Source organism: Falsiroseomonas sp. HW251 (assembly GCF_050563545.1).
In the GTDB taxonomy this organism is placed as follows: domain Bacteria; phylum Pseudomonadota; class Alphaproteobacteria; order Acetobacterales; family Acetobacteraceae; genus Falsiroseomonas.
This window is the reverse complement of the sequence record NZ_JBNXUM010000025.1, coordinates 1-26,621: the sequence shown is the minus strand read 5'-3', so window position 1 is coordinate 26,621 and position 26,621 is coordinate 1. Positions and strand designations below refer to the sequence as shown.

The window sequence follows — 26,621 nt, the reverse complement described above, 5'->3', positions numbered from 1 at the left end:
GCGCGATGATCCCGCCGCGCCGCCTCGCCGTCCTCCTCGCGCTGATGGCACTGGCCTTCCCGGCCGTCGCCCAGCCCCGCCAGACCCTGCCGTCCACCAAGCCCCAGGCCGCCATGCCGGTGCCGGCGGATATCCCGGGCCCGGCCTGCCTGCCTTCCCACCGCCAGGTCTTCACCGACGCCGTCGCCACCGCCCGCCGCCACGTCACCGCAGCCCTGGTCGTGCTGCGCGACCAGCCCGACCACCCCGAGGTGCAGCGCTGGTTCGGCAACGCCCCGCGGGACGAGGTGCGGGGACGGCTGAAGATGGTCGCGGCCTGGTTCATCGAGCAGCAGGTCCAGCGCCTGGAATGCAACGACCCGCCGGCCTGCAAGGACAGCCGCATGGCCTATGCCGCGGCCGGACGGGGGCTGCTCGGCCTCTGCCCCGCCTTCTTCCGCGCCAGCCTGACCGGCTTCGATTCGCGCTGGGGCATCCTGGTGCACGAGGTCTCGCACCTCGTCGCAGGCACGCGCGACCATGCCTATGGCCGCCGCGCCGCCCTGGCGCTGGCCACGAACGAGCCCGGCCGCGCCGCGGAGAACGCCGACAACTACGAGTACTTCGTGGAGACGCTGGCCTCGCGTTAGGCGCGCCTGACTGTGTTCGCCAGGATGCGGGTCAAGTTTTTTGCGTGGGCCGACGGCTAATACCCTCACTGCGCCCAGCCGGGGCGCGCATAGTTGGGGTTATCGCAGTCAGGACGGTCGGGGTTAATTCGCGCAGCGCGCGCTTTCTCACTTCACGCAATGCTGATCGCCGTGGTATACAATAGTCCGTGAGCGCCGGACCGGGGGGACCGGCAAGGGCGCCCGCTCCTTCGGACCCAGGAACAGCACCATGCTCGACGCCACGATGCCTGCTGGCGAGACCTACGCCAGGCTCGTCCCGCATCACGGCTTCCTCTTCGCGACGGGGATCGAGAACAGCGCGCCGACGATCGAGGCCGGCCGCATCCGGCGCGACCAGCTGGCCGAATGCGGTCACTACGACCGCTGGCGCGAGGATTTCGCCCTGGTGAAGGAGCTGGGCTGCGACGCGCTCCGCTACGGCCCGCAGCTGCACACCGCCTTCCGCGCCCCCGGCCTGTACGATTTCGGCTTCGCCGAGGAAGGCTTCGCCGAGCTCCGGCGCCTGAACATCCGCCCGATCGTCGATCTCTGTCATTTCGGCGTACCGGACTGGATTGGCGATTTCCAGAACCCGGACTTCCCCGAGCTGTTCGCGGACTACGCCCAGGCCTTCGCCGCGCGCTTCCCCTGGGTGCAGCTCTACACCCCGGTGAACGAGATGTTCATCACCGCCGTCTTCTCCGCGAAATACGGCTGGTGGAACGAGCAGCGCCACGACGACCGCAGCTACGTCACCGCGATCCGCAACATCGTGCGCGCCAATGTGCTCGCGATGCGCGCCATCCTGCGCATCCGCCCCGACGCCATCTTCATCCAGTCGGAGTCGACCGAGGCCTTCCATGCGGAGTGCCCCGCCGCCCTGCCGCATGCCGAGTTCCGCAACGCCGAGCGCTTCCTGACGCTCGACCTTAACTACGGGCGGCGCGTGGACAGCCTGATGTACGAGTTCCTGATGGACAACGGCCTGACGCGCGAGGACTACCACTTCTTCCTGAAGGAGGCGCCGGCGCTGAAGCGCCACTGCGTCATGGGCAATGACTGGTACCAGACCAACGAGCACCTCCTCAACAAGGACGGCCATGGCCGCTGGGCCGGCGAGGTCTTCGGCTACGACACCGTCACCCGCGACTACCACGCGCGCTACGGCCTGCCGGTGATGCACACCGAGACCAACCTGGATGAAGGCCCGCGCGGGGACGAGGCCGAGCATTGGCTCTGGAAGCAGTGGTCGGGGATCCTGCGCCTGCGCCGCGACGGCGTGCCGGTGCTCGGCTTCACCTGGTACTCGCTGTGCGACCAGGTGGACTGGAACCATGCGCTGCGGGTGCAGCGGGGCGACGTGAACCCCCGCGGCCTCTATGACCTCGACCGCAAGCCGCGGCGCGCAGGAATCGCCTACAAGCGGCTAATCGAATCCTGGCGCGAGGTCCTGCCGACCCAGTCCTGGTGCCTGCAGGTGCCGCTCGCGGCCTGAAGCCTTCCTTCGCCATGCTTCGCCCTCCCCCGCTTTCGCGGGGGAGGGCCGAGGTCGGGGCGATGACCTCCCCGCCTAGAGGATGAAGTCGGACGCCGTCAGGCCCGTCAACCCCTCGACGAAGATGACGAAGTCGGCGTTGAGGTCGCCATAGATCGCGGTGCCGGTCAGCGAGCCCTCGGTATCCTCCTTGATCCACACGTCGCCGGCCGAGCCGAACATCGCACCCGTGCCGGTGAAGCCGAAGGCCTGGTTGCCGGCGACGGTGCTGTTGGCGTCCATGGGCGAGAGATTGATCCGGTCCACCCCCTTCTCGAAGTCCTTGATCACGTCCATGCCGAAGGCGTTGCTGTCGGCGATCGAGGTGTAGCTGAAGTAGTCCACCCCAGCCCCGCCCCAGAGGTGATCCCAGCCCGCGCTGCCATAGATCATGTCGTTGCCGTCGTTGCCGTACACGGTATCGTCGCCCGTGCCGCCCGAGACGGTGTCGTTGCCGGTGCCGCCCTGCACCTCGTCGTTGCCGGCGTCGCCGACCACCACGTCATTGCCGTCGTTGCCGTAGACCTTGTCGTTGCCGTAGAGGAAGTCGTTCCCGGCGGCGCCCTGGACGTAGTCGTTCCCGGTCCCGGCATAGACCCAGTCATTGCCGCTGCCCGCATGGAGGCTGTCGTTGCCGCCGGCGCCGGTCAGCACGTCGTTGCCGTCCATCCCCTTCAGCGTGTCGTTGCCCGCCAGGCCGGTGATCCCGTTCGCGAGCTCGTTGCCGACGCCGAAGCGGCCCGCGGCGCCGGTGGTGAAGGTCAGGTTCTCGACATTGGCGCCGATCGTGTAGCTCGTCATCGCCACGCGCGCCGTGTCGATGCCGGCGCCCGCGCCCTCCACGATGGTGTCGTTGTCCACCAGGACATAGGTGTCGTCGCCGGCGCCGCCCTGCAGCGTATCGGAGCCGTAGTCGCCCTGCCGCGTGTCGTTGCCGATCTCGCCGAAGAGCCGGTCATGCCCGGCCCCGCCCTGCACCAGGTCATTGCCGGCGTCGCCATGCAGCGTGTCGTTGCCGTCGTCGCCGCGCACGGTGTCGCGGTCATTGCCGCCATAGACCAGGTCGTTGCCGCTGCCGCCCTTGACCACGTCATTGCCGGCCGCCCCGCTGACCGTGTCCGCGCCGCCGGCGCCGTCCAGGTTGTCGTTGCCGTTCTGGCCGTAGACCTTGTCGTCGCCCGACCAGGCGATGACGGTGTCGTTGCCGTCGCCGGCCCAGACCGTGTCGTTGCGGTCGGACAGCTCAATCCTGTTCGAGAGCGTGTTGCCGGCGATGTAGGCCCCATTGCCCGCCCCGGCCGCGCCCTCGTAGGTGCCGTTCGTGTCGTCCCAGTTCACGCCGACCAGGGCTGAGGTGAAGATCTTCGTCACGGCGAGGTTCTCGACGAAGGCCGACATCGTGTGGGAGGCGTTGCTGTTCATCGCGATCAGGACGGTGTCGATGCCGCCGCCCTGCGCGTTGTCGTCCTCGATGATGGTGACGGCGTGGTCCTCGCCGCCGAGGATGTAGGTGTCGTTGCCCGCGCCGCCATGCAGGACCGCCGTCGCGTCGTAGATGTCCATCGTGTCGTTGCCGGCGCCCGCATAGACGATCGAGCTGCCGACCGACATGTCGCCGGGATTGCTGATGAGGCTGCCGAGGTTGGCCGCCGTGAAGTAGTCGTTGCCGTCGCCGAGATAGGCCGTGGTGTTGCCCTGCGCGGCCCAGACGACGTCGTTGCCGCCATAGGTCTGCACGATGACGTCCTCGTCATAGGCCTGGCCCTCAAAGACGTCGTTCTCGTCCTTGTCGCTGTTGACGTTGATGCTGACAGTCTCGGGGTTTCTCCGTTTCGATCGCCTGTGCGCCCGTTGCGCACCGCGTTGACAGGGTTATCGGGCAGCGACATGTCCGCCTGACTTCGCGGCGTGTTTCCGTTGCTTCGCCGCCCGACTGCGCCTGGCTACACTGTTTCGGCCGGTTGCCGCGCCGGGCCCGCGGCGTCGCGCCCCGGCGTCCCGGAACGCGAAAGCCCTCCTCCGCGTGGGCGGAGGAGGGCTCTTCGATCGGCGCGCCGGCAGGCGGCGATCGCCTGCCGCTGGCCGCGTCAGAGCATGAAGTCGTTCGCGGTCAGGCCGAAGACGCCCTGCACGTAGATCGAGAGGTCCGCCACGGCATCGCCGTTGAGGTCGCCATACACGAAGCTTCCGGCCACCCCGTCCTGCACCCAGAGATCGCCGGCGCTCTTGAACATCGCGCCCGTGCCGGTGAAGGAGAAGCCGTCATTGCCGGTGCCGTTGGTCGTGTTGGCGTCGATCATGGACAGGTCGATCTTGTCCAAGCCCTTCTCGAAGTCCTTGATCGCGTCGATCGAGAAGGCCGTGCTGTCCCCCGCCGCGCGGTAGCGGAAGATGTCGGCGCCGGCCCCGCCCCAGAGCTGGTCCATCCCAGCGTCGCCGATGACCACGTCGTTGCCCTCGCCGCCATAGACCGAATCCGCGCCGGCGCCGCCGCGCAGGACGTCGTTGCCGCCCTCGCCCTCGACCTTGTCCTTCCCGTTGTCGCCGAACAGGCGGTCCTGGCCCGTGCCGCCCTTCAGGCGGTCGTTGCCGTCGCCGCCGTAGATGAGGTCGTTCCCGCCGTCGCCGTTGAGCGCATCGTTGCCGCCGCCGCCGCGCGCCACGTCGTTGCCGTTGCCGCCGAAGACGGTATCGTTGCTGGCCCCGCCGCTCGCGGTGTCCCGGCCGCTGCCGACCTCGAGCCAGTCCGCGCCGCCACCACCCGCAACGCTGTCGTCGCCGAGCGCGGTGACGATCCTGTTGTCGAGCGCGTTGCCGATCGCGGTGCGCGCGAGCAGGCCGTCGTAGTCGGCGAAATTCCAGGTGAAGGTCAGGTCCTCGACATTGGCGCCGAGCGTGTAGCTCGTCAGCGTGGTCTCGACGCGGTCGCGGCCTTCGCCGGCGTATTCCGTGACGACGTCCTTCGCATCATAGACGACGTAGACATCGTCGCCGGAGCCGCCCCACATGGAATCGGCGCCAAGACCACCATCGACCGTGTCGCTGCCCGCCCCGCCGAACATGCGGTCGGCGCCATCCTGGCCCGCCAGGGAGTCGTTCCCGTCCCCGCCGCCGAAGGTGTCGTTGCCGACGCCGCCATAAAGGGCATCGTCGCCCGCGTCGCCCTGCAGGTTGTCGTCCCCGAGGCCGCCCGTGATCACGTCGAGCCCTCCGCCGCCCCACATCGTGTCGGAGCGGTCGCTGCCGGTCATCGTGTTGTCGAGCGCGTTGCCATGGACATTCACGCCCGCGCCGGCGCCGGCGCTCGCGTCATAGACGCCGTCGGTCTCGTCCCCCGCGACGTAGTTGCCCTGCCAATCGACCTTGTAGACCTGCGTCACCTCGAAGGTTCGGACCTCCGGCTGGAGGTAGATCTCGGTGCCGAATTGGTAGGCTTCTTAGAGCAGGATGGACATTTGATCGCTTCCGTTTCTGATCGAGGGTGCGCCCGATGCGCGCCGTCGTGGCGGCGTTATCGGGTTCCGGCGTTTCGGCGGCATGTCGCGCCCCGTTTCCGGCGCTTCGCGTCCGCACCGAAGGCGGAAACCATGTTTCGGAGCTGTTTCGTGCCCCGGCCCGCCCGCCCTATGCTGCCGCCATGACCGAGCTTCCCGGCGGCATGCCCCATCCCGACCGCGACCTCGCCGGCCACGGCCCGAACCCGCCCGATCCGCGCTGGCCCGGCGGCGCGCGGCTCGCGCTCTCCTTCGTCGTCAATGTCGAGGAAGGCGCCGAGCTCGCGCTGTCCTCCGGCGACGAGCGCAACGAGAGCGTCTACGAGGCGCGAGAGGAGGTCGTCGGCCATCGCGACCCCTGCATGGAAAGCCACTACGCCTATGGCAGCCGCGTCGGGATCTGGCGGATCCTGGACGCCTTCGACCGCCACGGGCTGAGGGCCACCTTCTCCGCCTGCGGCCGCGCGGTCGCCGCGACGCCGGCACTGGCCGCGGCGCCGCATGCGCGCGGCCACGAGGTCTCGGCGCATGGCTGGCGCTGGCAGACCCATGCGGGCATGGCGGAGGCGACCGAGCGCGCCGTCATCGCGCGCACCGTCGAGGCAATCACCGCGGCGACGGGCGAGCGCCCCGTCGGCTGGCATACCCGCAGCGCGTCATCCGTGAACACGCGGCGCCTGCTGATGGAGGAAGGCGGCTTCCTCTACGACTCCGACTGCTACGACGACGAAATCCCTCGCAGCGTCGTCCGCCCCGATGGGCAACCGCACGTCATCCTGCCCTACGCCTTCGACTGCAACGACATGCGCTTCCAGCCCGGCGGCGGCTTCGTCCAGGCCGACGACTTCTCCCGCTACTGCATCGGCGCGATGGACTGGCTGCTGGCGCGGGACAGGCCGGCCATGCTGTCCATCGGCCTGCACCTGCGCATCATTGCTCGCCCGGCCCGGATGCCGGGGCTGGACGCCGTGCTGGCCCATGCCGCGAAGACGCAAGGCATCTGGGTCGCGCGCCGCCGCGACATCGCGCGGCACTGGCTCGATGTCAGCGCCCCCTCTCCCGCCTGATCGCAGCGTCGAGCTCCGCGCCGAGCAGGATCACGTAGACGCTGACCCAGAACCACATCAGCAGCGCCACCGCCGCGCCGAGGCTGCCGTACAGCGCGTCATAGGTCGCGACATTGGAGACGTAGAGCGAGAACAGGACGGAGGCGACCGCCCAGAGCATCGTCGCCGCCACCGATCCCGGCGAGACGAGCCTCCAGCCCGGCGGCGGCCGCGCCGGCCCGAAGCGGTACAGCACGCCGACCGAGACCAGCACCGCCAGCAGCACCAGCACGAGCCCGAGCCCGCGCAGCGCCAGCGCGGTTGCCGGCGGCATGCCGAGCCATTCCAGGCCCCGCGGCAGCGCCACCAGGAAGGCCAGCCCCACCACGACAGCGACGATGGCGCCCAGCGTCAGCAGCATCGCGGTGGCGTAGAAGGCCAGGACGCCCCGACCCTCCTGCTCGCCCTGCGCCAGGTTCAGCGCGCCGAGCATCGCGCGAATGCCGGCGGACGCCGACCAGAAGGCAATCAGCCCCGCCACGATCGCGGTCCATTCCAGCCTGGCGCGCGGCGCGGCGACGAGCTCGTGCACGCGCTCCGCGATCAGCTCCTGCCCGGCCTCCGGCACCACGCCCTCCATGAGGTCGAGCTGGCTCTCCACCGTGACGGGGTCGAAGAACAGGCCATAGAGCGCGACCAGCAGCGAGATCGCGGGGAACAGCGCGAGCATCGCGTAGAAGGCGCAACCCGCCGCGACCAGGGAGATGCGGTCGGAGGTCGCGACCGCATAGGCCTGGGCGAGATGCCGGCGGATCTCGTCGAGCACGCTACCGGATGGGCGGCGCGTACATCAGCCCGCCACGCGTCCAGAGGTCGTTCAGCCCTCGCTGCAGCCCGATCGGCGACCCGCGGCCGAGATGCCGGTCGAAGATCTCGCCGTAATTGCCCACCGCCTTGATCGCGTTGTAGGCCCAGCGCCGGTCGAGCCCCATGAAGCCGCCATGGTCGCCCGAGACGCCGAGCAGCCGGCGCACCTCGGGCCTTTCGCTCCGCAGCATCTCGTCCACATTGGCCTGGGTGACGCCGTATTCCTCGGCCTCGATCAGCGCGAAGATCGTCCAGCGGACGATGTCGAACCACTGATCGTCGCCCTGCCGCACCGCCGGCGCCAGCGGCTCTTTCGAGATGATGTCGGGCAGCACGACGTGGTCCTCGGGCCGCGGCATCGTGCTGCGGTGGCCGGCGAGCTGGCTGGCGTCGGTCGAGTAGGCGTCGCAGCGGCCGGCCTCGTAGGCGATGCGGGTCTCCTCGTTCTGCTCGAAGACGACGGGTCGGAAACTGATGCGGTTGGAACGCGCCCAGTCCGCCAGGTTCAGCTCGTTCGTCGTGCCCGAGGTCACGCAGATCGAGGCGCCGTCGAGCTGGCTGGCCCGCGTAACCCCGGCGCTGCGCCGGACCAGAAAACCCTGACCGTCATAGAAGGTGACAGCGGTGAAGTTGAGCCCGTTGGCGGTGTCGCGCGTCTGGGTCCAGGTCGTGGTGCGCGGCAGCACGTCGATCTGGCCCGACTGCAGCATCGCGAGCCTCGCGGCCGAGGAGGAGACCAGGAAGCGCACGCGCGAGCCGTCGCCGAGCACCGCCGCGGCGATCGCGCGGCAGGTGTCGGAATCGAGCCCTTGGTGAATGCCGCGGCTGTCCGGCGCGCCGAAGCCCGGCGCACCGGGATGCGCGCCGCAATCCACCGTCCCCTTGGAACGCACGGCCGCCAGGGTCGGCCCGGGTGCCGCGGTCTGCGCCAAGGCCGGCGCGGCCAGCAGCGCCGCGGCCATCGCGAGAAGGCTACGCCTGATCATCGTCCTGTTCCCCCCTGGGTGCGGGCGGCGGTTCGGCCCGACGCCCATTGAAGCGAGGCCACGCCGGCCAGCGCGGCGACGCCGACGAGAAGCCGGTTGGTGTCCGTCGTGACGTAGCCGAAGGCGGTGAAAAGCCCCGCCAGCCCCATCGCGATCCGCACGGCCCAATGAGTCGGCGCCAGCAGGAAGCCGGCATAGCTCGATGTGATGAGCGTCAACGCGACGACCTGGATCGCGCTGGCCGTGACGATCTCCACCAGCCCGCCCCGCATCATGATGCCGGGGTCGTAGATGAAGGCGAACCCGACGGTGAAGCCGGCGATGCCGAAGCGCGTGGCATGCACCGATGTGATGGTGGGACTGGCCTTTGCGATCGCCGCGGCGGCGAAGGCAGCCGCGGCCACCGGCGGCGTCGCATCCGCGATCACCGCGAAGTAGAAGGTGAAGAGGTGCGCGGCCAGCATGTCCACGCCCATGCCCTTGCCGAGTTCCAGCACCTGCGGCACGCCGATCGCGGCGGCGATGATGTAGGACGGCGTCGTCGGGATGCCGAGGCCCAGCACCAGCACCGTCGTCGCCAGCAGGATCAGCAGAAGCGCGAGGTTGCCGCCGGCGAGCTGCTTGATGATGCCGCCGAAGGCCACGACCATCCCGGTCGCGGTCAGCGCGCTGACCACGATGCCCGCGCCCGCGATGGACACCGCCAGCGGCGCCATGGTCAGGCCGGCATTGGCCAGGCTCTCGACGATGTCGCGCGGCGACATGCGCGTCCGCGCCCGCAGCAGCGACACGAAGACCATCGCGACCGTCGCGCAGAAGGCGGCGTAGTTGCCGGACCAGCGTTCCGTCATCAGCCAGACCAGCAGGATGATCGGCAGCACGAGATGCGCGTCGGCCAGTACCTCGCGCCAGGCCGGGATGTCCTTCAGCGGCATCGGCTCGATGCCGAGCTTCTTCGCCTCGAAATGCACGGCGGCGAGGATGGCGAAGTAGTACATCACCGCGCCGATCGCGGCGGCGACGACGATGTCGCCGTAGGGGATGTTGGTGATCTCCGCCATGACGAAGGCGGCTGCGCCCATGACGGGCGGCATCAGCGCGCCGCCGACGCTCGCCGCGCTCTCGATCCCGCCGGCGACGGCAGGGCGGTAGCCGATGCGCACCATCAGCGGGATGGTCATGGCGCCGGTGGTGATGACGTTGGACACCGACGAGCCGCTCATCGTTCCGAACAGGCCGGAGGTCACGACCGCGACCTTGGCGGGCCCGCCGCTGTAGCGACCGGCGACCGCGGCGCCGATGTTGGAGAACAGCCGCCCCGTCCCGCTGCCCTGCATGAAGGCACCGAACAGGATGAAGACCGCGATGGTGGTGGCGACGATGCCGGTCAGCGGGCCGTAGACGCCGCCCGCCGTCGGCACCAGCCAGGATGCCTCCACGATCTCCGCCGGCGTGAAGGGTCGCGCGTTCAGCACGCCCGGCAATGCCCAGCCCCACTGCATATAGGCGAGTGATCCCGCGACCATCCAGGCCAGCCCCGGCTCCACCGCGCGCCGGATCGCCTCGAGCAGCGTCACGATGCAGGTGATGCCGAGCACCATCAGCGTCGGCCCGAAGGGGTCCACGTATTCCATGCGGTCCGCGACCGCCATCCAGTTCCACATCACCCAGGCATGCGGGACGGCCGAGGCGACCGCCCAGAGCCAGTCGAGGAGGGAGGGCCGGTTCTTCGGGGACGACGCGAAGGCGGGGTAGAGCAGGAAGAGCAGCGGTGTGAAGACGAGCAGGTGGAAGCCGCGCATCTGGATCGGCTCGGGGAAGCCGAAGCCGCCGAAATAGAGATGCACCGCCGCCGCCGCGGCCGCCCAGAGCCAGCAGATGGTCTTCAGGGGGCCGGAGAGGTCACGCATGCAAGGGGTTGTTCTTCAGCGGAGGTGGCTGCCCCCTCCCCGCCCTCCCCCGCAACCGCGGGGGAGGGAGAAGCGGCGGCGGCGGAGTGCGCAAGAGCCCTCCCCCGCAGTTGCGGGGGAGGGTTGGGAGGGGGCCTCTAGTCGCCGAACTGCGCGACAGGACAGCCGTCACGCCGCCGGCATCGCGCCGACTTCGCGGAACGCGCGCGCCGCGCCCGGGTGCAGAGGCACGCCGCTGTAGCGCCAGGACGTCGCGGGATCCCACGACGCCATCGACGCATGGATCTGCACCAGGCGCTGCCCGCGGTTCCTGATCAGCGTCCGCGTGATCCGATAGGCGACGTCGTCGGACACGCTGGCATGGACCATCAGCACGGTGTCCATCGTGGTGACCTTCACGTCGCGGTCCTGCAGGGTGGGATAGGTGCCCGCGGGGATGACGCCCTCGGCATACGCGAAGGCGTCGATCAGGTGCTTGCGCACCTCGTCCGGGAACTCCACCAGGCGCGCGTTGCGACGGCCCTGGCCGATCTCGGTCAGGATCGCGGCGGGCTTGGCCAGCGCGGCATAGAGGTAGTCCACCTGGCCGTCGGCGAACGCCGCGGCGATGTCGGTGTAGCTGCCATTCAGGTAGCGCCCGCCGCCGTTGCGGATCGCGTCCGGCGAGGTGCCGTAGAACCGCAGGATGCGCTGCAGCGTCGTCTCGTCGGTGCTGCTGCGCTGTGGGCAGGCGATCTTGAGGCCGCGCTGCGTCAGGATGCCGCGCATGTCCTCCGGCCCCTGGCCCGTGACGCGGATCAGGTTGTGCTCGGTCGGGCTGTAGCCCGTGCCGAGGCTGCGCAGGTTCTCGTGCTTCTGGCTGTAGGGCTCCTCGCCCTTCGCCGCCGCGGCGGTGAAGGTGTCGATGCCCCAGCCCAGCGGGGACTGGTTGTTGTTGACGCGCGTGGAGTTCGCGACGCCGCCGCCGGGGACCACGCGGATGCGCAGGTCCGGGTTGTCCTCCGCGATCAGCGACGACAGGCCGGCGGCGATGGTGTACCAGCCGCCGCCGACCGACCCCGCCACCCATTCCAGCGTCTGCTGCGCGGCGGCGGTGCGCACGAAGGGCGCCGCCAGCGCGGCGCCGAGCGCCAGGCGGCGCGGGATCATCAGGGCCATGGTGTCTCTCCCCTCGGGCCTTCCTCGATGCCGGGGATCATGCGCGGAGGCCGGGCCTTCCGTCCACTCCCGCCCGGCACGGTTGCGTGCCATGCTGCGCCATCTTCCGGGAGAACCTGGCCCATGCGCCGCCGCACCCTGCTCTCCGGCCTCGCCGCCGCCCCCTTCCTGCCCGCCGCGCCCGCCGTCGCGCAGGGCACCGCCGCCACCACGCTGCGCTACATGCCGCAGGCCGACGTCACCTCCATCGACCCGATGAGCACGACCAGCTACGGCGTGCGCAACCACGGCCACATGTGCTGGGACACGCTGTACGGCCCGGACGAGACCTTCGTCATCCGGCCCCAGCTCGCCGCCGGCCACGCGGTGGAAGACGACGGCCTGCGCTGGGTCTTCACGCTGCGCGACGGCATCCGATTCCACGACAACGAGCCGATCCGCGCCGCCGACTGCGTCGCCTCCATCCAGCGCTGGTGGGCGCGCGACACGATGGGCCAGACGCTGCGCGATCGGACCGACGAGATCCGCGCGCTGGACGACCGCCGCTTCGAGATCCGGCTGAAGCAGAAATTCGGCCCGATGCTGGAAGCGCTGGGCAAGCCGAGCTCCTACCCCTGCTTCATCTTCCCCGAGCGCTTCGCGACGGTCGATCCCGCCCGCCCCTTCACCGAGGTCGTGGGCTCCGGCCCCTATCGTTGGGTCGCGGCCGAGCGCCTGTCCGGCGCACGCGCGGTCTACCGCAAGTTCGAGGGCTATGTGCCCAACCCGAACCCGCCCAGCCTGCTCGGCGGCGCCAAGCTCGCGCATTTCGAGCGCATGGAGTGGAACTGGATCCCCGACGCCGGCACCGTCGCCGCCGCACTCCAGGCCGGCGAGATCGACATGTACGAGCAGATCGCGCCCGACCTGCGCAGCGTGCTGCAGCGCCACCGCGACATCGTGGTGGACCGCATCGACGCCGGCGGCACCGTCGCGCATCTCCGCTTCAACCAGCTGCACGCGCCGTTCGACAATCCCGCGGTGCGCCGCGCCCTGCTGCATTCCATCAGCCAGGCCGATTTCATGACCGCCATCATGGGCACGGACCGCCGGCAATGGGCGGATCAGATCGGCGCCTTCCCGACCTCCTCGGTGCTGGCGAACGACGAGGGCATCGGCGTGCTGACCGCGCCGCGCAGCACCGACCGCGCGCGCGCCGCGCTGCGCGAGGCCGGCTACGCCAACACCCCGGTCACCGTCCTGCACCCCACCGACGTCACCAACAACAACACGCTGACGACGCTGCTGACCGACACGATGAAGCGCAGCGGGCTGAATGCGGAAAGCGCCACCAGCGACTGGGCGACGGTGCTGCAGCGCCGCGCCAACCAGAACCCGCCGGCGCAGGGCGGGTGGAACGCGGTGATCGTGCTGTTCGGCGGCGTGGACCTCGCGAATCCCGGCGTGCATCCGCTGCTCCGCGCCAATGGCCGCGCCGCCTGGTTCGGCTGGCCGACCAGCCCGCAGCTCGAGGCGCTGCGCGAGGAATGGCTCGCCGCGCCCGACCTCGATGCGCAGAAGCCGATCGCGCGGCGCATCCAGGCCGCGCTGTGGCAGGACACGCCCTACATCCCGCTCGGCCAGTACTACACGGACGCCGCCTATCGTCGTGGCCTGGTCGGGATCCAGAAGGGCATGACCCTGCCGCTGAACCTGCGCCGCGGATGAATTCGCGCAGCCGGTGATGGACGCGAATTCACCCCGGGGAAAGCGGTTCTCGCCCGCTTCTTCGTTGCGCGAAGCCCGCGGCTCCGTGCATGAGGGCGGTCCTTGAGGAAGGCACCCACGGGGCGGCTAGACCCCGGCGCGACATGTTTCCCGCGAACCGAGGTGCACCGTCATGACCATCGCCGCCGTGCTCAAGCAGAAGGGCTCCGCCGTCATCTCCGTCACGCCGGAGACGTCGGTCGCCGACGTCGCCCGCATCCTGGAACAGCGGCGCATTGGCGCGGTGATGGTGCTGGATGGCGGCCGCAACGTGCTCGGCATCGTCTCGGAGCGCGACATCGTCCGCGCGCTGGCCACCCGCAAGGGCGGCATCGAGGGCATGGCCGCCGAGGAGCTGATGACCCGCGAGGTCGTCATGATCGGCCCCGACGCCCCCGTCGAGGCCGCGCTGCGCATCATGGACGAGAACTACTTCCGCCACCTGCCCGTGGTGGACGACGGCGGCATGCTGCTCGGCCTGGTCAGCGTCCGCGACCTCGTGCGCTACCGAATCGCGCAGCAGGAGCACCAGGTCGAGAGCCTGACGGCCTACGTCACGCGCAGCTACATGCACTGAGCCGCCCTCCCTCTCCCCCACGCCGGGGGGAGAGGATGGCCTTCCTTCCTCGCCCTGAGCGCACGGACCGGCGTGCCGGGATCGCCCGCAGCTTGCGTCGTTGTCGTCCGGCCGGTCGCCGGAACATGACGGAATGGTTGCAGGCAGCGGCCGCCTCCTGATATCAGCGCTCCAAGCGGGGAGGCGAAGCGACACACCGGTCGGAGGCCCCCCATGAGCGTTGTCGTATCCACGCCCGATCGCTTCCTCCCGCCCCTTGCCGTCTCGCCCGAGGAACCCGCCGCGGAAGCCGCTCGGATGATCGCCTCGCGCCGCGTCGGCGCCGTGCCGGTCCAGGATCGCCATGGCCGCGTCGTCGGCGTGGTCAGCGAGCACGACATCGTCCGCGTCGTTGCCCACCGCGCCCAGGGGCTGCGTGGCCTCGCGGTCGAGGAGGTGATGACCCGCCACGACGCCGCCATCCACCCCGGCACGCCGCGCGACGCTGCCATCGCGATGATGCGCGCGCTCGGCCTGCGCCACGCCCCGGTCTGCTGTGCGGAAGGCCGGCTGCTCGGCATGGTCGGCCTCGGCGACCTGACCGCGCCGGCCTGACCCGGCGCCGCGCCGTCCCGCGGGCGCAGGCTCACCGGGTCGCTGGCGTGAGCGCTCAGCAGGGTTCGGCGCGGAAGACCCGGCTCGGCGTCACGAATTCCTCCTGCGCGGCGACCGTCAGGATCTCGCGAGACCCCGCCTCCGCGGTCCGCCGCAGCAGGCCGTAGATGGATGACGCGGCGGCCGAGAGCGCGACCCGCGCCTCGCCCCAGCGCAGCCTGTGGAACAGGAAGAGCGCGGCGATCGCGTCGCCCGCGCCGTTGACCGACAGCGGCAGCAGCGGCGTGCGGATGCGGAAGAACTGCCCGCCCTCGCCGGCCAGCAGCTCGATGCAGTCGTCGGGCGTGTCGGCGACGCGCAGCGAGGTCACCAGCACGCAGCGCGGCCCCTTCGCCTGCAGAGCGGCGATCGCGGCCTTGGCGTCCTCGAGCGTCGCGACGGCCTGGCCCGCCAGCCATTCCAGCTCGAACTGATTGGGCGTGACGATGTCGGCGGCGGGGATGGCACGGTCGCGCATGAATTCGGGGATGCCGGGGCGGACGAAGACGCCGCGGCCGACGTCGCCGATCACGGGGTCGCAGCAATACATCGCCGCCGGATTGGCCGCCTTCACCCGCGTCGCGGCGGCCAGGACCGCCTCGCCGATTTCGGCCGCACCCATGTAGCCCGACAGCACCGCGTCGCAGCGCGGCAGGGCGCCGCGCTCGGCGATGCCCTCCACCAGCTCGTGGATCAGTTCCGCCCCGAAGACGCTGCCGCGCCAGGCGCCGTAGCCCGTGTGGTTGGAGAACTGGACGGTGTTCACCGCCCAGACCTCGGCGCCGAGCCGCTGGAGGGGGAACACCGCCGAGGCATTGCCGACATGGCCGTAGGCGACCCAGGACTGGATCGAGAGGATGTTGAGCGGGCGACCCGCATCGGGGCTCCCATGCGCGCCGCCTTCGCGGCGTGCAGGGGGTCCATCGGCGGGCGAGACGGCCTGGTTCACGCGCGGTCTCCGGAATGCTGGCGGACGCTAGCGCCTCGGTGAACGAGCCGGAAGCGGCGCGGCCCCGTTTCGCTGTCGTCACGTAATGGCAGCACCACGGCAATGCGCCACCGAGTAATTGGGCCGGTTGCGGCCGCCAGGATCGCCCCATGGGCCGATCCGAGGCGTCAAACTCACCTGCGCCAGCCTCTCGCCTGCCCAACGCGAGGGAGGCGGAGGCCGCCGATGAACCCGCTGGACGCCTGTCCCAACGCCCTGCCGTTCAATGATTCCGTCTTCGGCAGCGTGTCGCGCCGCCTGGCGAAGGCCGTGTTCGCCAGGCTCCCGAAGCTCCGCCGGCACGCTTTCGTCGTGCAGTCCGAGGACGAGCCGGACGGATTGACCCTGGTCATTCGCGTTCAGCCACCCTGCGGCGCCACGGACCGCCCCATGGCGATCTGGGTCTGCCAGGGTAATCCGAGCATCGGCTACGGCCCTGAGCATACGCATGAATGCCCGACCGACAGGGGCATCGCGTGGGTCGTGGACTGGGCTGCCGCCATCCTGCGCGACGACGTGGTGATCATGCAGGATTTCGGTTGGGTGGCGGACGAGGGGGCGTGGATCGACCTTCGCAAGCCCGATGCGCTGCTGGAGGAGTTGACCCATCCCTGCTCCTCGGGACGGATACGTCTGAGGACGTGGTCCGGTTGGGGCGACCGGGAAGTCTGCCTGGCAGACTTCACCTGACTAGGGCCCCGTTAGACAACGCCGCGCGGGTCGGTCCGGCGGGTCTTTTCCGCCCTGGGTTCGTCAGCCGGCTTGCCGATGGAACAACCATCGGCTGCGCCGTCGGCCTTCGGCGTCGCGGCAGTGCCGCGACCCTGCCCAGGCCGGAAAATCCCTCACCGGCCCTCAGCCGCGGGCATTGTCTAACGGGCCCTAGGACGCGGCCGCAGTTGCGCCCCGGCGCGGCGTCTTCTATACGCCGCCCTCCCGTGCCTGCCGGTCACCGTCGGCGGGTCCATCTTCCGTGAGCCCGTCATGAAGCCCGACATCCACCCCGAGTACCACGAGATCACCGTCACCATGACGGACGGCACCAGCTTCAAGACGCGCTCCTGCTACGGGAATGCCGGCGACACGCTGCGCCTCGACATCGACCCGAAGTCCCACCCCGCCTGGACCGGCCAGCAGCGGGTGGTGGACACCGGCGGCCAGATCGCGAAGTTCAACAAGAAGTTCGCGGGCATCGGCCTGAAGAAGTAGCGCCCCCTTTCCGGGCTGTCCTGGACGGCGCGCCTCCCCGACGGGGGGCGCGCCGTTCGGCGTTTCGGAGGGTCTTGAACCCGGGCCTGCCGCGTTCCAGCTATCGGTCGTCGAGGGTGCCTCCGGGGCCCCCGGCGCGGACAGGAAGGGTCGCCCGCACGGGGATCCGAAGATCCTGGTCCGCAGGACAACCGAGCTTGCCGATCGAGGAGCTCTACCGATGAACGCTTTCGACGTGTCCCCCCTCCTGCGTGCCGCCATCGGCTTCGACCGCATGGCCCGCCTGGTCGAGACCGCCCGCGCGGCCTCCGAGGGTCCTGCCTACCCCCCGTACAACATCGAGAAGACCGGCGATGAGAGCTACGAGCTCGTCATGGCCGTGGCCGGCTTCGGCCCGGGCGACATCGAGATGACGGTGCACGAGAACACCCTGACGGTCGCCGGCAAGGCGCCGCAGCAGGGCGACCCGCAGCGCCTGCTCTATCGCGGCATCGCCGGCCGCGCCTTCGAGCGTCGCTTCGTGCTCGCCGACCACATCGTGGTGGAGGGCGCGAGCCTGGAGAACGGGCTGCTGCATGTCAGCCTGAAGCGCGTGGTGCCGGAGGCGCTGAAGCCCCGCCGCATCGCGATCCAGGGCACGGCGCCCCGCGCGATCGCGAACGCCGAGGTGCAGGCCGAGGCGGCGTGACGAGGTACGCCCCCAGGCCGGGGTCACGACCCGGCCCGAGGACGTGAGAGAGGCCGGCGGAGCAATCCGCCGGCTTTTTTTGTGTCTCCCTCGCCCACCCCTGCCGTTGCGTCCCCCTCCCCGCTCCCTGCCCCCGCTCCTTGCAGCCGCGTACCTTACCCCCTCCCCCGCAGTTGCGGGGGAGGGATGGGGAGGGGGCCGGCGCCTCCCTACCGCATCCTCTCCACCACCACCCGCGCAATATCCGCCACCACCCCGTCCAGATTCTCGACCACCTCGCTGTTCCAGTACCGCAGCACCTGCCAGCCTGCTGCCGCCATCGCCTCGTCCCGCGCCGCGTCCGCTTGACCGCCGTGCTGCCCGCCATCCAGTTCGACCACCACCCGCGCCTCCACGCAGGCGAAGTCCGCGACATAGGGCGGCACCGGATGCTGCCGGCGAAACCGCACACCCAGGGCGCCGCGCCGCAGAGCCGCCCAGAGACTCTTCTCCACCTCCGTCCCATTTCCCCGCAGGCGCCGCGCGGAGGCGATCAGCCGCGTCGAGGCCTCGAAGGCCGGGCGCGCGACGGCCCCCTCCCCGCCCTCCCCCGCGACTGCGGGGGAGGGAGCAGTGAGTAGCGGGGGAGGGTTCTCCCGCTTCATCCCTGCGGCTTCCGGAAGAACAGGTCCGCCGCCGCCTTGCTCGCGTCGCGCTTGGCGATCTCCCGCTCCACCCGCTCGATCTCCTCGCGCAGTTCCGCGATGTAGGCGCGCAAATCCTCCACCCCCCACCGGTCGATCACCGGCGGCGTGAAGCGGTTCGCCGGGCGCGGCCCCTCGGGCTCTTCCATCCAACCCCTCCTCCGTGACACCGCCGGGCTTTGACCGGACCCGGCACCCTCCTTATATCCCACCGCAGACGAGGCGGGGCGCCTCGGCGGGCGTCCGGGCTCGCCCGCGCTTCCCCCGTACCCGGACGCAAGGCCCCACCATGAAGACGCCCCTGATGCCCAAGGCCACCGCGGTGTGGCTGATCGACAAGACCTCCCTCTCCTTCGAGCAGGTTGCCGATTTCGTCGGCATGCACCCGCTCGAGATCCAGGCGATCGCCGATGGCGAGGTCGCGCAGGGCATCGTGGGCTACGACCCCATCGCCAACGGCCAGCTGACGCGCGAGGAGATCGAGAAGGGCGAGGCCGACCCGTCCTACCGCCTCCAGCTCCTCGAATCCTCGATCCCGCTGCCCAAGCCCCGCGGCAAGGGCGCGCGCTACATCCCCGTTGCCAAGCGCAACGAGCGCCCCGACGCCATCGCCTGGCTGCTGCGCAACTTCCCCCAGCTCTCCGACCCGCAGATCGTCAAGCTGCTCGCCACCACCAAGGAGACGATCCAGAAGGTGCGCGACAAGTCCCATCCGAATACCGCGAACATCAAGCCCCGCGATCCCGTGACGCTCGGCCTCTGCACCCAGGGCGCGCTGAACGAGGCGGTGGCCGCGGCGAATCTGCGCACCGGCGCCACGAACACGACGCCTATCGCCGCCGACGACGCGGCGTAACCGGGCAGCGGCTGCCCACGGGCGCGGCAGTCTCGGGCGCCCGCCAACGCCCACCCGGCCGCTTAGCGGCCAGGTGGGGGTTGGCGCAGCCTAGGCCAACGCAGCACACCCCTGGCACACCCCTTGCTCGGCGCTCACCGATGAGCGCGTTTCTCGCCACGCCCGCCTGCCGCCCGCACGGACGCCTCCGGCGCCCGGGCCGGCCGCCGCGTGCGCACGGCCTCGCCCGCGCCCGCGGGCGGTGGCGACCAGCCGGCTGATCCCGCCGCCGTCGCGTCCCACCGGGACGCGCGAAACCCCAAGCGCGCCCCGACCGGGACGCGCGGACGGCCAGCCGCGTCCCGTTGCCACCAGCCCGAGGTCCCGCATGACATCCGCCCTCGCCGCGCTCGAGCGCCAGGTCGCGCGCGAGCTCGAGATCCTTGCCTATCCCGCCGCGAACTGGGTCGTGCCGGGCAGGGCCCCCGACGGCAGCACGCCGCTCGATTGCGCCATCATCGGCGCCGGCATGTTCGGCCTCGCGACCGGCGGCCTGCTGATGCGGGAGCGCGTGACGAACATCGCCCTCTTCGACGCCGCGCCGGAGGGCCGGGAAGGCCCCTGGGTCACCTTCGCCCGGATGGCCATGCTGCGCACGCCGAAGGAGCTCTCGGGGCCGGAGCTCGGCATCCCCTCCCTTTCCTTCCGCGCCTGGTGGGAGGCGCAGCACGGCGCGGAGTCGTGGAACGCGATGTTCCGCATCCCGCGCACCGCCTGGATGGACTACCTCGGCTGGTTCCGCCGCGTCATGGCGCTGCCCGTCAGCAACGGATGGCGCCTGGTGTCGCTCGAAACCGTCTCCGACACGCTGTTCCGGCTCGGCTTCGAGACCGCGGAGGGTCCGCGGACCCGCCATGCCCGCACCATCGCGCTGACCACCGGCGGCATGGGCGGCGGTGGCTACGCCATTCCCGACGGGATCCGCCGCGCCGTCCCCGCCGACCGCGTCGTGCACGCCATGGACGTCTTCGATCCCGCGATCTTCCGCGGCAGCCGCCTCGGCATCCTCGGCGCCGGCGCCTCGGCCTTCGACCTCGCCATCGCCGCGCTCGACGCCGGAGCGGCGCGCGCCGAGGTCGCGGTGCGCCGCGCCGAGTTGCCGCGCGACAATCCGCGGCGCTGGATGGAGAATGCCGGCTACCTCCAGAACTACGTGGACCTGCCGGACGCGCAGAAATGGAAGGTCACGGCGCATCTGCGCGACATCGGCCAGCCTCCGCCGCAGCCGACCTTCGACGCCTGCCTCGACCGCGCGGGCTTCGTGCTGCGCACCGGCTTCCCCTGGGACAGCGTCCGCTGGACCGGCGAGGAGATCGTGGTGGAGGGCGGCGGCCAGCGCGCGATCTACGACCACCTGGCGATCGCGACGGGCTTCGTCGCCGATCTCTCGCTGCGGCCGGAATTCGCGCGGATCGTCCGCCATGCCGCGCGCTGGCGCGACCGCTTCACGCCGCCGCCCGGCGCGGACAACGCCCGCATGGCCGCCGCGCTCTATCTCGACCGCTTCTGCGCCCTGACGGAACGCGAGCCCGGCACCGCGCCCTGGCTCAGCCGCATCGTCACCATGATCGGCGCGGCGAACCTGACGCAGGGCCCCGTCGCCTCCTCGGTCTCCACGATGAAATACGTCACGCCCCGTTTGGTGGAGGGCATCAAGCGCGCGCTGTTCCTCGACCAGCAGGACGCCGACTGGACGACGCTGCTGACGGGCGACCATGCGGAGCTGCGCCCCTTCACGCTTCCCGAAGCCAATATGCCGGAGAAGGCCGCATGAACATCGTGAAGGTCACGCCGCACCGGGCGACCGCGGAGAACATCGCGCCCTTCGGCACGCTGATCGAGCCCGGTGAGGACGGCACGCCCTTCGGCCCCGCCGACGCGCCGCTCGAGCTGAATGGCGGCACGCCGAGGCTCTACATCATGCGCCTGCCCAACCGGGGCCTGGTCGTGAAGTCCATCACGCGGCACAGCCGCGTCACGCAATGCCTCGCCGCGACGAAGGGCATGGAGTGGTTCGTCTGCCTCGCCGCGCCCGTGGACCCCGATGCGCCGGAGAAGCCGGCTCCCGAGAAGATCGCGTGCTTCCGCATCGGCGGCGACGTCGCCCTCGCGCTGAAGCGCGGCACCTGGCACGCGGGGCCGTATTTCGCGGCACCCCAGCAGGATTTCCTGAACCTCGAACTCGCCGACACCAACACCGTGGACCACGACACCGTGCGGCTGGACGCGGAATACGGCCTCGCCTTCGAGATCGTGCCGTGAGGAGCCACGGCCGCTACCCCTTTTCCGCCATCGCGCACCGCCCGGCCTGGACCTGGCCGAACGGCGCGCGGCTCGCGGTCTATGTCGCGGTGAACCTGGAGGCCTTTCCCTTCGGCGAGGGGCTCGGCATTCCGCTCGTCAACCCGCAGCCCGAGCCCGATGTGCAGAACTTCGGTTTCCGCGACTGGGGCAACCGCGTCGGCGTGTGGAACCTGCTCGACGCGCTGGACGAGCACGCCATCCCCGTCGCGGCGCTGCTCAACACCGCAATCTACGACCTCTGCCCGGAGGTCGCGGCCGCCTTCCGCGCCCGCGGCGACGAGGTCGTCGGCCATGGCCGCACCAATGCCGAGCGCCAATGCGACATGGACGAGCCGACGGAGCGCGCGATGATCGCGGCCTGCCGCGCTCGGATCGCCGCCGAGGAAGGCAGGCCCCCGCTGGGCTGGATGGGCCCCTGGGTCGCCGAGACCGCGGTCACGCCGGACCTGCTGGCCGAGGCCGGCTTCGACTACGTCATGGACTGGACGCATGACTGCCAGCCCACGCGGCTGGCCACGCGATCCGGCCGCGACCTCGTCGCCGTTCCCTATTCCCGCCCGACGAACGACATCCCCGCGCTGCACGCCGCGAAATGGCCGCCCGAGGTCTGGGCCGATGCGCTGATCGACGGCGTCGAGGAATCGCTGCGCCTGTCGCAGCGCTGGCCGCTGACCTTCAACCTCTCGCTGCACCCCTTCCTGGTGGGGCACCCGTTCCGGCTGAAGCACCTGCGGCGCGTCCTCGTCCATATCGCGGCGGCGGGCGACCGGATCTGGCTCTGCCGCCCCGGCGACATCGCGGCCGTGGCACGCCGCCTGGCCTGACGCGCGGCCCCGTTCAGGGCTGGGTCTGGGACGATGTCAGCAGCGGCTGCGCCGGCGGCGCCGGCAGGGCGGGCGGCACATTGCCGGGGTCCAGCATCTCCGCCGGCGGCGGCAGCGCCATCTCCAGCGCGCGCAGCCGCTGCTCGATCTCGGGCAACTTCCGATCGGGCTGGCTGGCCAGCAGCGCGACGATCCCCCCGACCTCCCGCGCTGTCTGGTCGACGACCAGGAAGGCCTCCCGGGCCGCCTTCTGGTTCCCTTCGAACTTGCCGGACAGCGCCAGGCCGCCGGCGAGCGCCGCGAGAGACCCGATCCAGGGGACCAGCGTCGCCACGTCGACCGCGATACCCAGCGCTGCCGCCGGCCCCGCCAGCACCGGGACGGCGAGCGTGCCGAGCGTCGCGACGGACACGCAGAGCTTGTGCGCCAGCCCGTAGCGCTTGGCCTTGCGGCCATAGGCCGGCTGCTGCGCCTTGCATGTCGCGCTGATGGACTTCGCATAGGCCGCGATGCGATCGCGGCGGGAAGCCGTGCCCTCGCTCACGACGGCGCCGCCTCGGCCGGCGTCCCGTCGAACGCGGGAAAGCCGGCCGCGCCCACCCGCCGCCCTTCGCGCAGCGCGTCGCGCTGCTGGCGAATAACCGCGAGGCCCGCCTGGACCTGCATGGCCGACACGTCGCGGGCGGCCGCGCGCCGCTGCCGTCCGGACAGCCGCGCCAGATCGGCCCAGCCGAGATGCAGCCGCCGCGCCTCCGCCGCGGCCTCGGCCGGCTTCGCGCCGGCCCAGGCCACCACGACTACGGCGCTCAGGATGCCCAGCGGCACCAGCGCCGCCAGCGGCCGGTCCGGCATGATCGCCACCACCCAGAACATGCAGAGCGACCCGCCGCCCAGCACCAGCAGCAGCGTCGCCGCCTGGTTCCACCAGCGCGCTTCCACCGCGGCCGCCGCGGCCTCGCTGGCGGCCTCGATCTCGATCTCGATGAGTTCCTCGGTCAGCGTTGCCAGGGAAGGCGATTCCATCATCGCGAGCGCGCTCCGTCCTACTCCGCGGCGGGAAGGCTGCCGCGGCGATTGCACAAGAAAAAGGCCGGGGGATCGCCCCGGCCTTGAACGCCTAATGGACCAGGCTGCCCTTCAGCCTTTCCATCTCCTCCTTCAATCGCAGCTTCTCCCGCTTCAACCTGATCAGTTGCTCCGCGTCGGGCCTCGGACGGTTGTCCTCGTCGGCGATGCGGGCCTCGAGGACCGCGTGACGCTCCTCGAGGGTGCGGAGGCGGGGTATTTCGGGCATGCGCGATGTCCCTGCTTGTTGTCCGCAGGGGCGGAAGGCGGCCACCGGGGATCATGCGCAGACGTCGCGCACCCCGCGAACCGTCACTTCTGCCCCCACGCCTGTCATGTTATCTCCATGACGGGGCGGTCTCCAAAGGGATTTTGGGGCCGTCCCGGACCCGTCCCGCGGCCGGGCCGAAGGCCGCAACTCTTTTCCGACCGGGGCGCATGCTGGCCGACAAAGACAGCCTCCTCCGCCGCCTGCACGAGTTGCGAAGCGAACACCGCGACCTCGACACGGTGATCGCCAGGCTCAGCGAAACCGGCGTGGACCCGCTGCAGCTCCAGCGGCTGAAGAAGCGCAAGCTGAAGCTGAAGGACGAGATCGCCTGGCTCGAGAGCCGGCTCATCCCGGACGTGATCGCCTGATGCCCTCAGACGCCGGGCGGCCGCTCCGCGGCCTTGGCTTACGCGCCTACCCGCTGTTGCGCCCTGCCCCGATGCCACGCTGCGCGCGGCGGGCCTGCGGGCCGCGGAGCTGAACGATGGACGCAGTCTCCCCTCTGGTCGGCATCATCATGGGCTCGACCTCCGACTGGGACACGATGCGCCACGCGTCGGAGGTGCTCGCCGCCCTCGACGTCGCGCATGAATGCAAGGTCGTCTCCGCCCACCGGACTCCGGACCGCATGTACGACTATGCGAAGGCCGCCGAGGGGCGCGGCCTCAAGGTCATCATCGCCGGCGCCGGCGGCGCGGCGCACCTGCCGGGGATGACGGCATCATTGACGACGCTGCCCGTGCTCGGCGTGCCGGTCGAGAGCCACGCGCTGCGCGGCCAGGACAGCCTGCTCTCCATCGTGCAGATGCCGGCCGGCATCCCGGTCGGCACGCTGGCCATCGGCAAGGCCGGCGCCACCAATGCCGGGCTGCTCGCCGCCGCGATCCTCGCCACCGCCGATCCGGCGCTGGCGAAGCGGCTCGCCGCCTGGCGCGCGGCGCGGACGGATGCCGTGCCGGACGCCCCGGCGTGAGGGCACCGCTTCCCCCGGGCTCGACGATCGGCATCCTCGGCGGCGGGCAGCTCGGCCGGATGTCGGCGCTCGCCGCGGCCGGGCTTGGCTATCGCTGCCATGTCTTCGCGCCCGAGGCCGACAGCCCCGCCATGCAGGTCGCCGCCGCCCGCACCGTCGCACCCTACGAGGATGCGGCCGCGCTCGCCGCCTTCGCCGCCGCCGTGGATGTCGTGACCTTCGAGTTCGAGAACGTCCCCGCGGCCACCCTCGACGCGCTCGCCCCCCTCGTCCCCTGCCGCCCCGGCGTGGAGGCGCTGCGCATCGGCCAAGACCGCATCCTGGAGAAGCGCTTCTTCGAGCGGTCCGGCCTCCCCGTCGGCCCCTGGCGCGAGGTCGCAACGCGAGAGGCGCTGGACGCCGCCGTCGCCGAGCTCGGCCTGCCCGCGGTGCTGAAGACGACGCGACTCGGCTATGACGGCCGCGGCCAGGCCGTGCTGCGCGGTCCCGCCGACCTCGACGCGGCCTGGGCGCGCCTGGCCCCCCGCCCCCTGATCCTCGAAGCCTTCATTCCCTTCGAGCGCGAGGTCTCCGCCATCGCCGCGCGCGGCGCCGACGGCGCGGTCGTCACCTTCGACGCGACCGAGAACCGGCACAGCCGCCACATCCTCGACCTCTCGATTGCCCCCGCCCCGGTGCCCGGCGCGGTGGCGGCCGCCGCGCGCGGCCATGTCGCTCAGCTGGCCGGGCAGCTCGGCCTGGTCGGGCTCCTCGCGCTCGAGATGTTCCTGCTGCCCGATGGAAGCCTGCTGGCCAACGAGATGGCGCCGCGGCCGCACAATTCCGGCCACTGGACCATAGATGCCTGCCTCTTCGGCCAGTTCGCCCTGCATGTGCGCGCGGTCGCCGGCCTGCCCCTGCCGCAACCGCAGCGGCATCACGATGCGGTGATGAAGAACCTGGTGGGGCCCGAGGCCTTCGCCGCCTGGGCCGACCTCGCCGCCATGCCCGATGTCGCGCTGCACCTCTATGGAAAGGGCGAGGCGCGGGAGGGTCGCAAGCTCGGCCATGCCACGCGGCTGCTGCCGCTGGGCAGCGTCGCAACGGCGGGGGATGCGGGGCTGCTCTCGCCGGTGTGACCGTGCTGCCATCCCCCCCTGTGGCCGCTTCGCCACAGTGCGGCAATTCCGGTCCCTTCACGCTGTCAGCGCACCGAATCAGGTGGTAGGGTGCACCGCATGCAGCGTCCCGGGGGTTCCGCCCCTGGTGCAGGTTTGATCGGCGGTGATGCCGGTCAGGCCCGCACTGCCGGAGTGGAGGGACGGTTGCGATGGAATTGGTTCGAGGAGAACGCGAATGAGCCTTCGTAAGGCCCTTCTAGCCGCGACGGTGCTGGCCCTGCCGGTCGCCGCGCAGGCCCAGCCTGTCACCGGTCTCTATGTTGGCGCCGGCGCCGGCGTGAACTGGCTGTCCGAATCCGACCTGAAGCCGCAGACGCCGGCGGTGAACGCCGCGACGGGCGCCGGCAAGGTCAGCTTCAACACCGGCTTCGTCGGTGTGGTCAGCCTGGGCTACGGCTTCGGCAACGGCGTCCGCGTCGAGGGCGAGTTCAGCTTCCGCACCAACGACGTCAGCGGCATCTCCGGTTTCCCGAACATCAACATTCCGGCGCCGCGTACGCAGAATGGCGACGTGCAGAGCTACGGCTTCTTCGCGAACGTCTTCTACGACTTCAACCTCGGCCCGAACGCCTTCGTCTATCCGTACATCGGTGCCGGCGCTGGCTACGTGATCCAGAACTGGAACAGCGTGACCTTCCGTGGCCCGGCCGGTGCGGCTGGCCCGAACATCACGGTGGACGGCGACAACAACCAGTTCGCCTGGCAGGCGATCGCCGGCCTGGCCTTCCCGATCGCGGCGGTCCCGGGCCTCTCGCTCACCGCCGAGTACCGCTACATGCAGACGCTGTCGGGTAACGTCGACACGCTGATCCGCACCTCGGCGCAGACCCCGCTTGCGCGCGGCCAGGTCGACGTCGACAACCAGAACCAGAGCCTGCTGCTCGGCATCCGCTACGCCTTCGGCGTGGCCCCGCCGCCGCCGCCGGTGGCCCCGGCCGTTGCCCCGGCGCCGGCCCGCAC

General features: G+C 70.8%; 29 protein-coding genes. 17 read left to right on the top strand and 12 right to left on the bottom strand.

The genetic code is table 11. The features are described 5' to 3' along the window. Positions 1-5: 5 nt before the first annotated feature. Both ACLF3M_RS25325 and ACLF3M_RS25320 read left to right on the top strand, forming a co-directional pair. Entirely contained in the window at positions 6-629 is a 624-nt protein-coding gene (locus ACLF3M_RS25325) for a M35 family metallopeptidase (RefSeq protein WP_430659771.1), read from the top strand. A 250-nt stretch (positions 630-879) separates the two neighbouring features. Then, entirely contained in the window at positions 880-2,145 is a 1,266-nt protein-coding gene (locus tag ACLF3M_RS25320; RefSeq protein ID WP_430659770.1) for a family 1 glycosylhydrolase, read from the top strand. Positions 2,146-2,220: 75 nt separating this feature from the next. Here the strand turns inward: ACLF3M_RS25320 and ACLF3M_RS25315 are convergent, their stop codons facing one another. Next, positions 2,221-3,921 (bottom strand): calcium-binding protein, encoded by a 1,701-nt coding sequence (locus ACLF3M_RS25315; RefSeq protein ID WP_430659769.1) that lies wholly within the window; start codon positions 3,919-3,921, stop codon positions 2,221-2,223. Positions 3,922-4,271: 350 nt separating this feature from the next. Next, positions 4,272-5,564, bottom strand: coding sequence for a calcium-binding protein (locus tag ACLF3M_RS25310; protein WP_430659768.1), 1,293 nt, complete (start codon positions 5,562-5,564; stop codon positions 4,272-4,274). A gap of 257 nt (positions 5,565-5,821) precedes the next feature. Here ACLF3M_RS25310 and ACLF3M_RS25305 point away from each other — a divergent pair, with 257 nt between their 5' ends. Further along, positions 5,822-6,745: a polysaccharide deacetylase family protein gene (locus tag ACLF3M_RS25305; RefSeq protein ID WP_430659767.1), complete on the top strand. Its 924-nt coding sequence runs from the start codon at positions 5,822-5,824 to the stop codon at positions 6,743-6,745. Here the strand turns inward: ACLF3M_RS25305 and ACLF3M_RS25300 are convergent. From ACLF3M_RS25300 to ACLF3M_RS25285, 4 genes are all read right to left on the bottom strand, one after another. Then, positions 6,723-7,550 (bottom strand): YihY/virulence factor BrkB family protein, encoded by an 828-nt coding sequence (locus tag ACLF3M_RS25300; protein WP_430659766.1) that lies wholly within the window; start codon positions 7,548-7,550, stop codon positions 6,723-6,725. The genes ACLF3M_RS25305 and ACLF3M_RS25300 overlap by 23 nt on opposite strands. Before the next feature lies 1 nt (position 7,551). Beyond that, complete coding sequence (locus tag ACLF3M_RS25295; protein WP_430659765.1) at positions 7,552-8,577, bottom strand: amino acid ABC transporter substrate-binding protein; 1,026 nt, start codon at positions 8,575-8,577, stop codon at positions 7,552-7,554. Then, entirely contained in the window at positions 8,574-10,487 is a 1,914-nt protein-coding gene (locus ACLF3M_RS25290; RefSeq protein WP_430659764.1) for a TRAP transporter permease, read from the bottom strand. The genes ACLF3M_RS25295 and ACLF3M_RS25290 overlap by 4 nt, the downstream gene beginning before the upstream one ends. A 168-nt stretch (positions 10,488-10,655) precedes the next feature. Further along, positions 10,656-11,645 carry a TAXI family TRAP transporter solute-binding subunit gene (locus ACLF3M_RS25285; protein WP_430659763.1) on the bottom strand — a complete coding sequence of 330 codons (990 nt, stop codon included), beginning with the start codon at positions 11,643-11,645 and terminating at the stop codon, positions 10,656-10,658. Between the two features lie 123 nt (positions 11,646-11,768). On the opposite strand from ACLF3M_RS25285, the gene ACLF3M_RS25280 reads away from it, so the two are divergent. From ACLF3M_RS25280 to ACLF3M_RS25270, 3 genes are all read left to right on the top strand, one after another. After that, positions 11,769-13,352, top strand: a complete 1,584-nt coding sequence (locus tag ACLF3M_RS25280) for an ABC transporter substrate-binding protein (RefSeq protein ID WP_430659762.1) — start codon at positions 11,769-11,771, stop codon at positions 13,350-13,352. A 172-nt stretch (positions 13,353-13,524) separates the two neighbouring features. Continuing rightward, entirely contained in the window at positions 13,525-13,968 is a 444-nt protein-coding gene (locus ACLF3M_RS25275; protein WP_430659761.1) for a CBS domain-containing protein, read from the top strand. Between the two features lie 213 nt (positions 13,969-14,181). Then, positions 14,182-14,562 (top strand): CBS domain-containing protein, encoded by a 381-nt coding sequence (locus ACLF3M_RS25270; RefSeq protein WP_430659760.1) that lies wholly within the window; start codon positions 14,182-14,184, stop codon positions 14,560-14,562. Between the two features lie 55 nt (positions 14,563-14,617). Here ACLF3M_RS25270 and pdxY read toward each other — a convergent pair whose 3' ends face one another. Next, complete coding sequence (pdxY, locus tag ACLF3M_RS25265) at positions 14,618-15,550, bottom strand: pyridoxal kinase PdxY (protein WP_430659759.1); 933 nt, start codon at positions 15,548-15,550, stop codon at positions 14,618-14,620. A 225-nt stretch (positions 15,551-15,775) separates the two neighbouring features. Between pdxY and ACLF3M_RS25260 the strand changes: the two genes are divergently transcribed. The 3 genes from ACLF3M_RS25260 to ACLF3M_RS25250 all read left to right on the top strand — a co-directional run bounded on the left by ACLF3M_RS25260 (position 15,776) and on the right by ACLF3M_RS25250 (position 17,486). Beyond that, positions 15,776-16,279: a hypothetical protein gene (locus tag ACLF3M_RS25260; RefSeq protein WP_430659758.1), complete on the top strand. Its 504-nt coding sequence runs from the start codon at positions 15,776-15,778 to the stop codon at positions 16,277-16,279. A gap of 294 nt (positions 16,280-16,573) precedes the next feature. Continuing rightward, a complete protein-coding gene (gene rpmE, locus ACLF3M_RS25255) occupies positions 16,574-16,798 on the top strand; it encodes a 50S ribosomal protein L31 (protein ID WP_430659757.1) in 225 nt (74 codons plus the stop codon). 220 nt (positions 16,799-17,018) lie between these two features. Then, positions 17,019-17,486: an Hsp20 family protein gene (locus ACLF3M_RS25250; RefSeq protein ID WP_430659756.1), complete on the top strand. Its 468-nt coding sequence runs from the start codon at positions 17,019-17,021 to the stop codon at positions 17,484-17,486. 209 nt (positions 17,487-17,695) lie between these two features. On the opposite strand, the gene ACLF3M_RS25245 is transcribed toward ACLF3M_RS25250, so the two are convergent. Together ACLF3M_RS25245 and ACLF3M_RS25240 are read right to left on the bottom strand one after the other, a co-directional pair. Continuing rightward, positions 17,696-18,130, bottom strand: a complete 435-nt coding sequence (locus tag ACLF3M_RS25245) for an endonuclease domain-containing protein (RefSeq protein WP_430659755.1) — start codon at positions 18,128-18,130, stop codon at positions 17,696-17,698. Beyond that, positions 18,127-18,318: a DUF1192 family protein gene (locus ACLF3M_RS25240; protein WP_430659754.1), complete on the bottom strand. Its 192-nt coding sequence runs from the start codon at positions 18,316-18,318 to the stop codon at positions 18,127-18,129. The genes ACLF3M_RS25245 and ACLF3M_RS25240 overlap by 4 nt, the downstream gene beginning before the upstream one ends. Positions 18,319-18,458: 140 nt before the next feature. Here ACLF3M_RS25240 and ACLF3M_RS25235 point away from each other — a divergent pair, with 140 nt between their 5' ends. From ACLF3M_RS25235 to ACLF3M_RS25220, 4 genes are all read left to right on the top strand, one after another. Beyond that, a complete protein-coding gene (locus ACLF3M_RS25235; protein ID WP_430659753.1) occupies positions 18,459-19,025 on the top strand; it encodes a DUF1013 domain-containing protein in 567 nt (188 codons plus the stop codon). A gap of 367 nt (positions 19,026-19,392) precedes the next feature. Beyond that, on the top strand, positions 19,393-20,838 hold the full coding sequence (locus ACLF3M_RS25230; RefSeq protein WP_430659752.1) for an FAD/NAD(P)-binding protein: 1,446 nt from the start codon (positions 19,393-19,395) through the stop codon (positions 20,836-20,838). Continuing rightward, a complete protein-coding gene (locus ACLF3M_RS25225) occupies positions 20,835-21,326 on the top strand; it encodes an ureidoglycolate lyase (protein ID WP_430659751.1) in 492 nt (163 codons plus the stop codon). The genes ACLF3M_RS25230 and ACLF3M_RS25225 overlap by 4 nt, the downstream gene beginning before the upstream one ends. Continuing rightward, positions 21,323-22,192: a polysaccharide deacetylase gene (locus ACLF3M_RS25220; protein WP_430659750.1), complete on the top strand. Its 870-nt coding sequence runs from the start codon at positions 21,323-21,325 to the stop codon at positions 22,190-22,192. The genes ACLF3M_RS25225 and ACLF3M_RS25220 overlap by 4 nt, the downstream gene beginning before the upstream one ends. Positions 22,193-22,205: 13 nt before the next feature. Here ACLF3M_RS25220 and ACLF3M_RS25215 read toward each other — a convergent pair whose 3' ends face one another. The 3 genes from ACLF3M_RS25215 to ACLF3M_RS25205 form a co-directional block, all read right to left on the bottom strand. Then, a complete protein-coding gene (locus ACLF3M_RS25215; RefSeq protein ID WP_430659749.1) occupies positions 22,206-22,736 on the bottom strand; it encodes a hypothetical protein in 531 nt (176 codons plus the stop codon). After that, positions 22,733-23,215, bottom strand: a complete 483-nt coding sequence (locus tag ACLF3M_RS25210) for a hypothetical protein (protein WP_430659748.1) — start codon at positions 23,213-23,215, stop codon at positions 22,733-22,735. Before ACLF3M_RS25210 ends, ACLF3M_RS25215 begins: the two co-directional genes overlap by 4 nt. A 94-nt stretch (positions 23,216-23,309) precedes the next feature. After that, positions 23,310-23,486 carry a YdcH family protein gene (locus ACLF3M_RS25205; protein WP_430659747.1) on the bottom strand — a complete coding sequence of 59 codons (177 nt, stop codon included), beginning with the start codon at positions 23,484-23,486 and terminating at the stop codon, positions 23,310-23,312. A 209-nt stretch (positions 23,487-23,695) separates the two neighbouring features. Between ACLF3M_RS25205 and ACLF3M_RS25200 the strand changes: the two genes are divergently transcribed. The 4 genes from ACLF3M_RS25200 to ACLF3M_RS25185 form a co-directional block, all read left to right on the top strand. Beyond that, entirely contained in the window at positions 23,696-23,896 is a 201-nt protein-coding gene (locus ACLF3M_RS25200; protein WP_430659746.1) for a YdcH family protein, read from the top strand. 116 nt (positions 23,897-24,012) lie between these two features. Then, on the top strand, positions 24,013-24,501 hold the full coding sequence (gene purE, locus ACLF3M_RS25195; protein ID WP_430659745.1) for a 5-(carboxyamino)imidazole ribonucleotide mutase: 489 nt from the start codon (positions 24,013-24,015) through the stop codon (positions 24,499-24,501). Further along, positions 24,498-25,619, top strand: coding sequence for a 5-(carboxyamino)imidazole ribonucleotide synthase (locus ACLF3M_RS25190; protein ID WP_430659744.1), 1,122 nt, complete (start codon positions 24,498-24,500; stop codon positions 25,617-25,619). Before purE ends, ACLF3M_RS25190 begins: the two co-directional genes overlap by 4 nt. A 217-nt stretch (positions 25,620-25,836) precedes the next feature. Then, on the top strand, positions 25,837-26,621 hold a 785-nt coding region (locus ACLF3M_RS25185; protein WP_430659743.1), incomplete at its 3' end, for an outer membrane protein.

What these genes read in the sequence shown, in the direction of transcription:
- ACLF3M_RS25200 (WP_430659746.1), top strand. Translation starts at nt 23,696, where the DNA reads ATGCTGGCCGACAAAGACAGCCTCCTCCGCCGCCTGCACGAGTTGCGA.
- ACLF3M_RS25280 (WP_430659762.1), top strand. Translation starts at nt 11,769, where the DNA reads ATGCGCCGCCGCACCCTGCTCTCCGGCCTCGCCGCCGCCCCCTTCCTG.
- ACLF3M_RS25230 (WP_430659752.1), top strand. Translation starts at nt 19,393, where the DNA reads ATGACATCCGCCCTCGCCGCGCTCGAGCGCCAGGTCGCGCGCGAGCTC.
- ACLF3M_RS25295 (WP_430659765.1), bottom strand. Translation starts at nt 8,577, where the DNA reads ATGATCAGGCGTAGCCTTCTCGCGATGGCCGCGGCGCTGCTGGCCGCG.
- ACLF3M_RS25210 (WP_430659748.1), bottom strand. Translation starts at nt 23,215, where the DNA reads ATGGAATCGCCTTCCCTGGCAACGCTGACCGAGGAACTCATCGAGATC.
- ACLF3M_RS25260 (WP_430659758.1), top strand. Translation starts at nt 15,776, where the DNA reads ATGAACCCGCTGGACGCCTGTCCCAACGCCCTGCCGTTCAATGATTCC.
- ACLF3M_RS25325 (WP_430659771.1), top strand. Translation starts at nt 6, where the DNA reads ATGATCCCGCCGCGCCGCCTCGCCGTCCTCCTCGCGCTGATGGCACTG.
- ACLF3M_RS25285 (WP_430659763.1), bottom strand. Translation starts at nt 11,645, where the DNA reads ATGGCCCTGATGATCCCGCGCCGCCTGGCGCTCGGCGCCGCGCTGGCG.
- purE (WP_430659745.1), top strand. Translation starts at nt 24,013, where the DNA reads ATGGACGCAGTCTCCCCTCTGGTCGGCATCATCATGGGCTCGACCTCC.
- ACLF3M_RS25225 (WP_430659751.1), top strand. Translation starts at nt 20,835, where the DNA reads ATGAACATCGTGAAGGTCACGCCGCACCGGGCGACCGCGGAGAACATC.
- ACLF3M_RS25305 (WP_430659767.1), top strand. Translation starts at nt 5,822, where the DNA reads ATGACCGAGCTTCCCGGCGGCATGCCCCATCCCGACCGCGACCTCGCC.
- ACLF3M_RS25320 (WP_430659770.1), top strand. Translation starts at nt 880, where the DNA reads ATGCTCGACGCCACGATGCCTGCTGGCGAGACCTACGCCAGGCTCGTC.
- ACLF3M_RS25250 (WP_430659756.1), top strand. Translation starts at nt 17,019, where the DNA reads ATGAACGCTTTCGACGTGTCCCCCCTCCTGCGTGCCGCCATCGGCTTC.
- ACLF3M_RS25270 (WP_430659760.1), top strand. Translation starts at nt 14,182, where the DNA reads ATGAGCGTTGTCGTATCCACGCCCGATCGCTTCCTCCCGCCCCTTGCC.
- ACLF3M_RS25205 (WP_430659747.1), bottom strand. Translation starts at nt 23,486, where the DNA reads ATGCCCGAAATACCCCGCCTCCGCACCCTCGAGGAGCGTCACGCGGTC.
- ACLF3M_RS25275 (WP_430659761.1), top strand. Translation starts at nt 13,525, where the DNA reads ATGACCATCGCCGCCGTGCTCAAGCAGAAGGGCTCCGCCGTCATCTCC.
- rpmE (WP_430659757.1), top strand. Translation starts at nt 16,574, where the DNA reads ATGAAGCCCGACATCCACCCCGAGTACCACGAGATCACCGTCACCATG.
- ACLF3M_RS25235 (WP_430659753.1), top strand. Translation starts at nt 18,459, where the DNA reads ATGAAGACGCCCCTGATGCCCAAGGCCACCGCGGTGTGGCTGATCGAC.
- ACLF3M_RS25290 (WP_430659764.1), bottom strand. Translation starts at nt 10,487, where the DNA reads ATGCGTGACCTCTCCGGCCCCCTGAAGACCATCTGCTGGCTCTGGGCG.
- ACLF3M_RS25245 (WP_430659755.1), bottom strand. Translation starts at nt 18,130, where the DNA reads ATGAAGCGGGAGAACCCTCCCCCGCTACTCACTGCTCCCTCCCCCGCA.
- ACLF3M_RS25240 (WP_430659754.1), bottom strand. Translation starts at nt 18,318, where the DNA reads ATGGAAGAGCCCGAGGGGCCGCGCCCGGCGAACCGCTTCACGCCGCCG.